Source organism: Acinetobacter sp. BSP-28, from assembly GCF_044130285.1.
In the GTDB taxonomy this organism is placed as follows: Bacteria; Pseudomonadota; Gammaproteobacteria; order Pseudomonadales; family Moraxellaceae; genus Acinetobacter.
In genome coordinates this window covers 19,823-31,481 of sequence record NZ_JBIQOB010000031.1, presented here as the reverse complement: position 1 = coordinate 31,481, position 11,659 = coordinate 19,823, and the positions used below count along the sequence as shown (strand labels likewise).

The following is an 11,659-nucleotide window of genomic DNA, read 5'->3' as shown; positions in this document are numbered from 1 at the left end:
GTTGAGATAACTGGATTGCCAGACCTATTCCACACAATACCTTTTTGATCGGTGAATGTAGTTGAATTGTTAGCACCATTGAAATGAAGCAATGAAGTAACATTGGCCCAATATTCATCGCGTGCAGTCATTACAACTATATCACTCAGTTTTTCAACACCATTTTTCACAGAACCAACGCATATGTAATATGTTACTCCTGCTGTAATCGAAAAATCCGTATAGGTTCGAACATCTCCTGCCAAAATTGCTTTTGGCACTGGTAAATTCAACAGATCAATTGGAGTTTCAGAGCAGTAGTAACGCTGCTCATCTATAAAACCATCTAAATCCCAATTGCTAACTAAACTCGGCATTATTCAACATACTCCACTATTAAGTTATAAGGCGCTGAGAAGAATTGAGATAACTCAACGGTATGTATAAACGGATTTAAGCACTCATAACCATCGCATACAGTTTTTAACTCAACTCGAATGGTACGAGTATCAACCTCTAATGCTGACATCGGATATGTGTATGTGTTGGCCGCGGATACATTGACACTCACCGTTTCTAATTCAACTTCATTTTCGTCAAACTGAATTAAAGTCAGGTGTGTGGTTACTCCAGCTTCGATTGTCACACCACCATCAAACCACCCAAGAATTTCACCACCAGTTTGCTGCACACGGTTACGATCAGCCCAGGTTATAATCAAGTCAGTTTCAAGTTCCGCAGGCCAATATTCACCATTAATTTTCACATTGGCTGGTGGGTAAGGTCGGATTGCTCGAGCATTAAACTCAACTTCATGTGTCGCCGCATCACTCAAAGCAAGCACGCCACTTGGAGTGGTGGTTAGCACTTTTGCATCGACAGTTTCACCATCAACATAAAGTGTTTGATCAACCGCAATAAAGTCATCAGCAAAATATAAGATGGAATTGGCAACGTGAATTTGCGGTACCCCAAATGCTCCGCGCTTTACATTTAAAACCTTGGTTTGAGCATCATATGATTGATACACCATCGTTTCATCGTTGATGAAAACCTGACTACCAATTCGTATAGATGCAATATTTCCAACATTTTTAACCACAAATGAGCCACTTATACGATCAATAGCTTGATCTAAATAAGCTGTTTCACAGTAATTCACTGTTGCTACACGCTCAAACCCACTTCCGCTATCAGCATACAGAGCAGCGCTGAGTGAATTGTTTTGAGGTTTTTCAGCAATAGCGCATAAATAGCCAATTTCTGGATTATCGGTAAGCTCAATACCCACCTCTCGCTCACCAAACGCTTGAACTGCTTCAAAGTATGGCAATTCAAAAACTTTCGCATTACATGGTTTTGGTACTTCGGGTTGTGTGTTAACTGGATCATCTGCAACAATGGTGGTATTCATCATTCCGGTGGATGGAACAACTTCAACCCACTCAATAGAAACCTCATTGCTGGTTGGTCCACCAAGTTTAATACTCATGATTCGAACCAAAATGGTTCCAACCCAACGCTTAGACCATGGCAAACGGATCAAATCATAACGATTCCATTTACGTGCTTCACGCCAACCGGTTGTGAATGAACCTTTTAAAACACCAGTTGATAGAATTTTAAGTTTCCAGTTCGCTACGATTTCAGCATTTCGCATATTCATGAAATATGGAAAATCGACTGTTTCAGCATTGACTCGGCCCAGAGTCTGAATCAAGCCGCTTTCAGAAATGGAAAAGGATGAATTCTTAATATTTTGCCGATCGTAGTAATTTACGTTGACCTGATTGATCACTTCATCAGCATTGGTAATTTCATACTGCATGCTGCCTTTTTTGATTTTGTTTTCAGGGATGCTGTGAATTTCATCTTCTTCAAACCAGTCATCACGAAACAAAACCATTTCATAAAGACCAGTTTGTCTGTTTACTCGAATGCCAGCTTCGATGTGATAGCAGAGCTCATTAATAGCATCCATGCATGATTTTTCAGTGATTGACCATGAAATGCCTAAGCCTTCATCAAAAATCCAATCTGCCGCTTTCATAAAATTCGCATCATTTACAGATGTTTCTGGCTTATTCATTGCTGTGTCATCAGTGAGAATTTCGCGAATTTTATGAATCGGATTCATGTCACCAGATGGGGTGCCATCATATGGATATGGACCATAGAAATAATTCCATATAATTTGCGCACTGAGGTCCTTATACAAATGGGTTGGGTCTTCCACATTTCCACTTACATCCACCTGGAGGCCAAATTTGTCGGTATTTGTTAGATCAAACCAAGCCTCAATAAGATAATGTTTTGTTGTTTCATTGCCTTCATAGAAAGTTACTGATATTTCGTCAATTAAATCAGAACCTTCGACTGGATAGATATTCCATGTTTGGCCCGCTACAACCACTCTACCAGTTACTTTAACTTTACCCTTGGAGTTTATCTGGGAAACATATTTTGCAGATGCAGTGGAATAAGGAAAATCACTATTAAATGGCGAATTCTGTCTGTAACTAGCACCCACACTCCCCATGTCTTTATTTGAATTTGGATCTGGGTGAATCGTCCAATGTAGGTTTTCTATGTATGTTGATGTTTGAAACCCATCCAAATAAGCATTATGAACGCATGCACCTGAATATTGCAGGTTTGGTTCACTACCAGTGTTGTATGTAACTACCTCAGATTTGGCATCATACCACTGTTCACGACCATCATTTCTTATATGAATCCGCTTTGGCCAAAGCAGCATCTCTTTCATATAGCCAGAGTTGCCGAGATAAAAATACTCGGTTGCTCCAACCTCATTCGCGATATCAGCAACCCAGCCGCCATGCTCTCGAATGCCTCGAAAAACCAAATATGATTGATAAGGGTATGATGAAATTAATGGCACTTCCTTTTTCCAGTCCTCATTTACAGCCTGGTCATCTAAGCCAAAACGAATATCGATAGTTCCGACATACCCCCCCTCTGTTTCACCAAAAAGGTTTTTATCAACCATTGTAAATATGAAGCGATGGTCGTTAAAAAGTTTTCTTACCCACCCGCGTTTATCAATATTTATTGCATGTATGCCTTCAATTGTATTGCCGATAAACAAAGCGAATTTTGCATAATGTCTATACCCAATAACCTGTCCGCTACTTCCGCCCATTTTCTACCATCTCCACAATCTGCAAAGCCATTGCATCATTTGTTGATTTCACAATTTCAAGATCAATGCCGTTCTCAAGAAAGTCCTGCCAATCCCAGCCCTGAGACAAAAAAAATGCCCGCGATCCGCGAGCACACATTTTGGCTTTTCGTAAATCAGACATGTAAATTTTCACTTGCCACCTTTGGATTTAATTGGTGTTGTGGTTTGCCCCCAAAGATGCGTGATATTTCCATACATGTGTGGGCTGCCGGCAATGTCGCTAAATGAAGTGCCTTCATCCGCAATCGTTCCATCTAACTGGTTTGCATTTTGACGGTTTTTCTTTTGCATTTTTCGCATCTGAACATAGGTGTAGACTGCAGTCGCAATCGCTACAGCCCACATTGCATATATAATCCACGCTGGGATAGTAACCATTTAATTCAGCCCTACTTAATCAATTGATTCATCACCGGGTTTTCACTCGGCATATACGGATGCCCGGCAAAACGAGCAGCGTTATCAAATTTTTCATGACAGGTTTTAAGAGATTGATCACAGCCAGGTGCCAGCTGAATCACATCACCGACTTTCAGGCCAACATGCTCGCGATATAAAGTCACCGAGCTTGATGTATTGCCAACAATGAATGTATAGACACCAAGTTTTTTAAACAGGCCGCGATTGAGATAACCCACAGCATAGGTTTTGGTTTCCATCACCGGATTACCATCTGTATAGGTCGGTTGTCCATTTACATCCAAAACTGGTTGCCCCAGCTCATCTAAAACTGGAATCTGCTCAAAGACTAGATTGCCTTCAGCATCCTTCACCTGTGTTGGATTTACCGTGAATGTGATTGTCAGACCGTTGATTGCTGTCACGGTCACATCGAATGCCCAGTCTTCAAATTTCAAACCACACCAGCGGTCATAAATGGAATTTGGGCAGGTTTTCTGGAATTTGCGTGTCAGGATGGTCCGGTTTAAATAAGATTCACCGGTAGAGCAAACCAGCATCATGGTGTCTTCTGAGTCATTAAACTTGGGCTGAGTCACGCGCCCCATAAACAAAACCAGTGTTTCATTCTGTTCAAGCTCAAGAATGGTCAAATACACTGATTCAAAATAAATTTTGTTTAAGAAAATACTGGTGAAGCTATCACCCGCTACATTCTTAAAGCTGCCTTGAGGGAAAGTGACTTCTATCTCGCACTTATCAATATCGGCATCTTCAATAGCATCCCGATCCAAACCACGCACTGATTTATATGTGATGTCGCTATGGACGACATCTTTGCGATGGTTGGTGAAATACCAGGCTTTATCCCCATGCTTGAATTGATAAAGCTCTACACGAATATCCATTAGCTTTCTAACTCCAGAATTGGCACCGTGACCTGGCTAATGCCCGCACCCAAAAATTGAAACTCGATCTGGTCGGCATCGAAGCGGTAAAGCCCCATGTAACAGATGGTTTGAATATCATTTCGCTGCGCATTGATTGCCGGTGAAACAGTCAATGAACCACCTGTTTTGGCGGTAATTTCATGCGCTGTCCATGTGCCATTCTTGCGCTTTACCGCGAGGTAATTGCGATTTGCTTCAATCAAATACTTGGTATTTGTGCTTAAACTGGTGGTGATGTTGCCGGTGTTTAAAATATTGAGATGCTGCTCATATAGCGGCAACCAGAATGAACGATAACGGCCACCGCGACGGAACAGAAACCGGCGAAATTCCTGGAACTCATCCCAACTTCGAATCAGTGATTTAAACGGCTTGGACTGCTTGGCTTTGGCATGATGGGTAAATGACTGAAATCCACCAATGCTGTTATCCACCACGTTTTGATGCTGGCTCATGGTGATTTCGATAGAGTCGCCATCGAGTAGCAGCGGTTTAAAATAAATATCATTGCCTTTGTACTGATCTGGAATATCACCCGCATGCTCTGGCAAGTCTTCAGCCAGCACACGAAAGACCATTGAAGCATTGGACCAGAAACCGCCGGCATTGATTGATGCATCGCCATCAATAATGCAGATCCGTAGAGGCATCATCACCGCATGGGTTACAGTAATATTTGCTGCCAACCGGAAGCCATCCTGGTATTCAGTGATTAATGGCTGAATAACCTCTTCGGTTTCCTGGTCTCGGATCTCTTCCTGAATAATGATGTAGCGACCCTTTTCGGTAATCTCAACAACATGGTTACCTTCACTACTCTCAATAAAAGCAAAACCGACTCTAAGGTCGGCTATGGTGCTGGTTGTATCAAGAATGATGTAGTCATCATCCACCATATCTGGAATGACTCTTTTGACCTGTCGCAGCGGAATACCCCACTGTTTACGCAGATTGGCAGACAGCATATGAAACATATCGCCCATGGCTTTACGCATCTGAGTGTAGTTAAAGCTTAAAATCTGCCGGGGCGTGTCACGTAGCGGATAGCGCTCTTCACTTCCATCATCTGCCTCATGAACTTCAGTCATCCATTCCAGGCGTTCGGTTGAATTAAGCAGAGGGCAATTTGTTAATACGTGGACTTCGCCATATTGTTCAGTTTGTATTTTCATTTTGTCCTCATAAAAGAAAACCCACCGAAGTGGGTCATTAGACTTTGCTGCGATTACGTTTCATGTGGTATAGAAAGGCTTTTTCACCATCAGGTCCATACAGCATATCTTTAGCCTCGCTCTCATCTTTAACCATGATCACTCGTAGGTTGTTATCGATGACTTGAGATTTCCCACTATTCGACTGCACCTGATCCATGGCCTTTTTCACCTCTGGATTTTGGCTTGGGTTTAAAACCTTTGGCGCATCCATAACCAAACCGCCATCGGCAAAACCGTTTTTAATGGATTGTCGAAGTGCGTAAAAACCTGAAGGCCCGCCAAGTGCTGCGATTTCCTCTTGCGTTAAAACACCTTCACCTTTATGAACAATACCGGCTGGTTCATATTTTCCACCGTGACCAGTGAAACCACCGTCCGCATATCCGGATGGATTAAAAGAAACACTGCCGACTGTTGCTGCTTGAGCAAGCTGCAAGGCAACTGCTGCACCAGCCATAACAGGCGCAATATATGGACCAACATACGGGATGCCAGACACGGCGTTATACACATTGGAGTATGTTTCTGGGGCATTTAAAGCCACTTTTGCTGCTGCATATCCTTGAGATATGGCAAACGCAGCCTGATAATAACCGGACTCTTCACCGAGAACTGATTTCAAAACATCTGCAGTGCCACTGAAGTAATTTTCCCCCCACTCCGCATGTAACAATGATCTCTTCTGATAGTACTCCTGATCAGTTATTAGCATTTGATCACGTGCGCTTTTTAGCAGATCAACATCTTGCTGATAGTAATCCGTTTGAGTAAATCGATCTTGATAGTCACCCCATACCTGTTCACGTTCAGCGTTCTGTTCCATGCCTTGCTGCATGTTGGCTTGCTTAATTAGCGCACCCTTCATCTCAGGTGAATAAGATGGGGTATTAAGAATTTCCTCACGAACTAAAGCATAGTATTCCTGCGCATAATCGCTTGCGGTCATCCAATTGCTTTTAGCCTCTAGCAATTGCTTTTTCTCAGCAATCGTTTTGAGTTTTTGTGTCTCCTGGTATTCCGAAAGCTCTTTACTATATGCCTTCTCTTGCAATAACAAATGCTGAACTATGGCCTCATCATCGCCAGCAAAAGCGATTTCAATTTCTTTCCTTGCTTCCGCATTTTCAAATGACATTCGCTCTTCTTCAGTGAAGTATTTTTGAGCAACTGTTTTTTGGCGTTCGAGAGATTGCTTTCTTAAATCTTCAGCATTTTCCCAATATTCACCTAACTCCTTGATGCTTAAAACGGCCTCTTTTCCTGTTAAGCCTGAGTTTTTTAGGGCTGAGCCATTTAAGGCAGTAAACCACTTATCAACCATTGGGGCATAGTTTGATGCCTCTTTGGTTTTGGCTTTTGACCCTGTAAATCCATTCTTATTGAGGTTCTTGGTTCCACCTACGCCAGCGTTATATGCCGTAATAGCATCCTTCCAATTCCCAAAAACCTCAAAAGATTTAGCTAAATCTTTAGCAGCAACTTCAGCAGATTTCTTCACATCATAAGAATCAGCAACAGATAAATTATACTGCTGGCGGTATACACCTGTTGTTTGAAAAGGACCTATTGCACCCGTGGAGCTTTTAGCATTAATAATCCCTTTGGATTCTTGCGCCATAACAGCAGCCAATAGGTTTTCAGGAATTCCATATTTAGCGCCAATGTCGTTTAGGTTGTTTGCTGCTGAGATTTTTGCAACGCGCTCAAGCATAACAAGTTCTGATTTTGTGTAAGAGTAGTTCTTCTCAGCAAAATCAGCCCTTTTCTTTTGCTCGTCTGCAATTTTTTTCTCAGTTTCTTCACGCTTTTTAGTTTGCTGCTGGAGCTTATAGCCCTGCTCAATTTGGATATACATCTCTTTGCTGAGAAGCTTTGAATAAGGAACTCCTGCTTCCGCTCGTTTATCGGCAAAATACTCCGCTTGATTTCGAGACATCAGCCCACGAGAAACATTTGCATTAATGTAGTTTTCACGCTCTACCTCTTGACCAATTGAGTTGTAAACCTCTCGCTCTTTTTGAGTAAGTTTAAGCAGTGCAGCACCACGGCGATCAATTGAATTAGTAACATCATCATTGGTTTTAATGAGCTGCTTGTCGCGCTCAATCATTTGACTGATTAAGTTTTTATGCTTGTTTACTTCAGTTGAAGCATCGCGAACACTTGCCGCCTTCTTAATAAAGGCATCTTTTTCATCTTTACTTAATGATGTGCTTTTGCTTACTGCATCGGAGAGTTGTTCAAGTGTGATTTTTCCTGACTTATAGCCCATCACAAGGTCAGAAAATTTGGATGCTTGCTCTGAAGTCATATCAGAGCCACGGACTACATTTAATGTATATGCAATCAGCTTAGAATTTACATCTTCATATGAAGTTGAAAGCTCTTCTAATTTTTCACGCTCTTCTACAAGTTGAGCAGCACGTTTAATTTTATCTAATTCGGTATATTTTTGAATTGCCTGCTCTACAGTTTCATTATTTTCGCGTAAAGATACTGTGGATTTCGCAGTATTATCACGAAAAAGAAGATAACTACCTGCAACTACTGCAACTGTTAAGGCCAACCCTACTGGTCCACCTAATAATCCTAGCGCTCCACGAGCAACACCGCCTAAAACCGTCAATGTTGTTGTGGTGCCTGCGGCTTGGGCAGACATTCTAGCTAAAGCAAGTTGATAGCGTGTGGCTTCAATTGTGCCCATAACAAACGCTGGTGTAGCTTTTGCAGTCATAACAACAGCAACAGTGCCTACGGAAACAGCAACTACATCAAGATTATTTGCTACTGTTTGTACTACTGGAGCCAATCCATTAATTAGGCTTACTTGAACACCCTCAACCTGAAGGTTAAGCATTTGCATGTTTTCTTTTGCTAAGGCTAGTTTTTCAATCATCTCGTTAGACATGATTGCCCCAGCATCACTTGCCGCCTGCCCCCACTTTTTAAAACCCTCACCGCCATTCTCTAATAATGGAATAAGCAGTGATGAATCAGAAATGATAGATTCCAGATAGAACTTGATATCATTTTTTGTAGCTCCGACTTTTTCTAATGAATTGTAGAAAAGTTGCAGAGCTTCTGGACCGGATAGCTTTTGAAACTGTTCAATTGTTACACCAACTAAAGGCGCAATGTTTGTAAAGAAATCAGCTAAAGGACCACCGCCAGTTTGCTGAAAATCCCCAATACGGTCTTGCATGTCCTTCATTTTATCTGCAAATGACTCCATGCTTATGCCAGCCGTTTCAGCACCTTTAGCATAAAACTGGAAGTCAAAAGTAGATGTGTTTGACAGCTGAGATAGTTTTTTAATCTCGTTGCCAGTGTCAATCATTTGATTGGTAAATGCTGCTAAACCACCGACCGTTACACCAGCGAAAGCTGCACCTAGAGCATTTACCGCAAGCGTAGAAACATTAAAGCCCTCTGCAATAGTTTGGCTTGTGCCCTTTGCTTTTTTCTCGGCTTGATTCATTGGTTCAACAAAATTACCAATCTTAGCCACCAGATCAAGCGTTAATGTCCCAAGCTTTGTGCTCATATAAACCTCTAGGCGTAAAAAAACCACCCGAAGGTGGCCTATTTTTTGATGATAAAAATCTTTCTTACAAATACATTTCCATACATGCTAAATAATATTTTTTAGCAAATTCATTTATTTGCTCTTTCTGATACTCCTCAGTACTAAATTTACTTTCTTTAAAAGCGTCCATAATAACCGCCTTCACAATTTTTCTTTTTTCTAAGTTTTTTTCATACTTATCAGCATCATTCAACATAGCCATTAGTGGAGCGCCATTTTGTCTAGCACCCATTACTGCTTCAGCCAATTCATATAAATCTTTACAGTTCTGCTCGTGAATATCCTCACTTACTGGTGCTGAAAAAGATGCGATTGGGGTTAATAGCATGATGCCCATAACCAAAAATATACTCTTCATACCCCACCCAAAATTAATAATTTAGAACAAGATACTAAGTTACTGCACAAAAAGAAACCTCCCGAAGGAGGCTTGCTTTAGAAGTTGTATCGAAGGCCGGCTTTGTAGGTTACCCCATTTAAATCCAACTCATCACCGTTACCAGATAAGCATTCACCGTTTAGGCACACTTTTGCATCTTCATTAAATAACCACTGGTAGCCGAATGATCCAAACATATCAACTTGCGGGGATACTTTGTAACCAACCTCCAATGCCGCTGGAATAGTGAAGTATTCTAACTCGACATTAAATTTACCTAGATCTGGATCGATTTCACTTTCATCTAACCAAGCATACCCCAGGCCCAGTGATGCTGCTGAATACAGCTTCTCATTTTCAAGAAATTTATATTTATAACCAACAGAAAAATGATTGTAATCAACTTCCGAGCTTTGGAATATATACTCCGCCCAAATACTTGCTTTAGGGTGATTCTGATAAGCAGCATTCACAAACACACCATCAAAAGACTCAGTGCCTAGAAAATCGTCCGAACCTAGTTTAGAGCCAGCATAACCAAAGGAAACTGAAAATGGACTGGTGCGACTTGACTGGGACTCATTTTCTGTATGTACATAGTTTGGACTTGTGCCAATTACAACTGGTGCACCATTGCTAAGCATTAATGGCTTATCCGCAGATGCAAAAGTAGATATTACCCCAATCGCTAAAGTTAAAATTAATTTTTTCATTGTCTTACCCCCATTTATGGTGTAGATAAGATACTAATTTATTGAACAAAAAGAAACCGACCTAAGTCGATTCCCCTCCAAAATTTTGCATCATGTATTCTTCGAGCGACATTTCTTGTGGCTGATCCTCATGCGGCATGAAGGACTGGGCTTTTACATTTTGAGCACCTTTAGAACCCAAATAAGTCGCCATCAAATTACCAAAACCTTGCTCAATGCGCCTCCCAACAAAAAGAGAGCCCCTCTTTTGACGAAAGGCTTTCCATGTTAGGTATTCTTGATGGGCTATTCTTCGCTTGGCTTCAGCAATTGTTCTTCCCCCAATTCCGTTGATGACGAGCTCACACCAGAATTCTTCTTCGCCAAATTTTTCATCAGATGCTTTCCCGTGAAGTCATTAACCTCATCGGATACCTTATGCAAAGCATCAATGAGCTGTGGAAGTGCCGTGCCAACTGTTTTTTCAGTAAATAAAGGCTCTTTAGTTTCTTTATTAAAAATAGTAGCAACAACACGGGCCTTGGATAAATCCGCCATAAGAACCTTTTGAGGGTCCTTGCCGCGCATCAAATTTACCACTTCATCGTACGAAAGGACTTTGATACCAACGTCGACAGAGTATTCCTTATCACTAATAAAGAATGAAGCTTCCTTATCAACAAGATTTACAATCGTTTCCTGCGATAATTTTAAAAGCTCGTCCAAACCTAATTTGATAGGCAATTCAACTTGTTTAACTTCTTCTGTCATTATGGAGCCACCACTCGTGGAGTTATTACAACTGCTGAAGTACGAACAAGTTTGAATGTATAGCTGACTAATGCATCCTGCTCAACTGTTGGTGCAGATGGGTTTAAATAACCTTTAAATGACCACCAAATACGATCCTCTGGCAAATCAATACCTGCAACCGCTTCATAAGTAGGTGCCGTTTTTGAATGGCTTGAGCCTACATGCCATTCAATTTTGTCACCAGATTCAGCCAATTGAATTAACTGCATGTGACTTGCATTTTCGTCATCCAGATCAATTTGAATTGAGCCTTCACCAGGGTCACGCAGACCACGGTCATAGTCTTTCGTATCCGAGTCCAAGCAAGTTGCATCAATTTTGGAAAATGAGTCCTCGCCGAATGAAAACGCCTTAGGGCAAGAGAAACGAACAACAGCTGCGCCAATCACGGCGTAGACTTGTGTTCCATTGGATTTAATACGTGCCATGAGTAGCTACTCCT

Annotated in this window: 11 protein-coding genes and 1 pseudogene; all 12 read right to left on the bottom strand. The window is 41.4% G+C overall.

What is annotated here, in order from left to right; genetic code table 11:
* Positions 1–356, bottom strand: a pseudogene (locus tag ACE01R_RS16425) (hypothetical protein); the annotation flags it as partial.
* On the bottom strand, positions 356–3,142 hold the full coding sequence (locus tag ACE01R_RS16420; RefSeq protein WP_395552584.1) for a hypothetical protein: 2,787 nt from the start codon (positions 3,140–3,142) through the stop codon (positions 356–358). The gene ACE01R_RS16420 and the pseudogene ACE01R_RS16425, both read right to left, overlap by 1 nt.
* Positions 3,129–3,305, bottom strand: coding sequence for a hypothetical protein (locus tag ACE01R_RS16415; RefSeq protein WP_395552583.1), 177 nt, complete (start codon positions 3,303–3,305; stop codon positions 3,129–3,131). The genes ACE01R_RS16420 and ACE01R_RS16415 overlap by 14 nt, the downstream gene beginning before the upstream one ends.
* Positions 3,306–3,313: 8 nt before the next feature.
* Positions 3,314–3,562, bottom strand: coding sequence for a hypothetical protein (locus ACE01R_RS16410; protein ID WP_395552582.1), 249 nt, complete (start codon positions 3,560–3,562; stop codon positions 3,314–3,316).
* An 11-nt stretch (positions 3,563–3,573) separates the two neighbouring features.
* Positions 3,574–4,491, bottom strand: coding sequence for a phage BR0599 family protein (locus ACE01R_RS16405; RefSeq protein ID WP_395552581.1), 918 nt, complete (start codon positions 4,489–4,491; stop codon positions 3,574–3,576).
* Positions 4,491–5,705, bottom strand: a complete 1,215-nt coding sequence (locus ACE01R_RS16400) for a hypothetical protein (RefSeq protein WP_395552580.1) — start codon at positions 5,703–5,705, stop codon at positions 4,491–4,493. The genes ACE01R_RS16405 and ACE01R_RS16400 overlap by 1 nt, the downstream gene beginning before the upstream one ends.
* Before the next feature lie 37 nt (positions 5,706–5,742).
* Positions 5,743–9,291, bottom strand: coding sequence for a transglycosylase SLT domain-containing protein (locus tag ACE01R_RS16395; protein ID WP_395552579.1), 3,549 nt, complete (start codon positions 9,289–9,291; stop codon positions 5,743–5,745).
* Between the two features lie 64 nt (positions 9,292–9,355).
* Complete coding sequence (locus ACE01R_RS16390) at positions 9,356–9,691, bottom strand: hypothetical protein (protein WP_395552578.1); 336 nt, start codon at positions 9,689–9,691, stop codon at positions 9,356–9,358.
* A 77-nt stretch (positions 9,692–9,768) separates the two neighbouring features.
* A complete protein-coding gene (locus tag ACE01R_RS16385; RefSeq protein WP_395552577.1) occupies positions 9,769–10,425 on the bottom strand; it encodes an outer membrane beta-barrel protein in 657 nt (218 codons plus the stop codon).
* A 61-nt stretch (positions 10,426–10,486) separates the two neighbouring features.
* A complete protein-coding gene (locus ACE01R_RS16380) occupies positions 10,487–10,618 on the bottom strand; it encodes a hypothetical protein (RefSeq protein ID WP_395552576.1) in 132 nt (43 codons plus the stop codon).
* A gap of 92 nt (positions 10,619–10,710) precedes the next feature.
* The gene (locus ACE01R_RS16375; protein ID WP_395552575.1) at positions 10,711–11,175 is read right to left on the bottom strand and encodes a hypothetical protein; all 465 of its coding nucleotides are present in this window, start codon (positions 11,173–11,175) and stop codon (positions 10,711–10,713) included.
* Positions 11,175–11,645: a phage tail tube protein gene (locus tag ACE01R_RS16370; RefSeq protein WP_395552574.1), complete on the bottom strand. Its 471-nt coding sequence runs from the start codon at positions 11,643–11,645 to the stop codon at positions 11,175–11,177. The genes ACE01R_RS16375 and ACE01R_RS16370 overlap by 1 nt, the downstream gene beginning before the upstream one ends.
* Positions 11,646–11,659 lie beyond the last annotated feature (14 nt).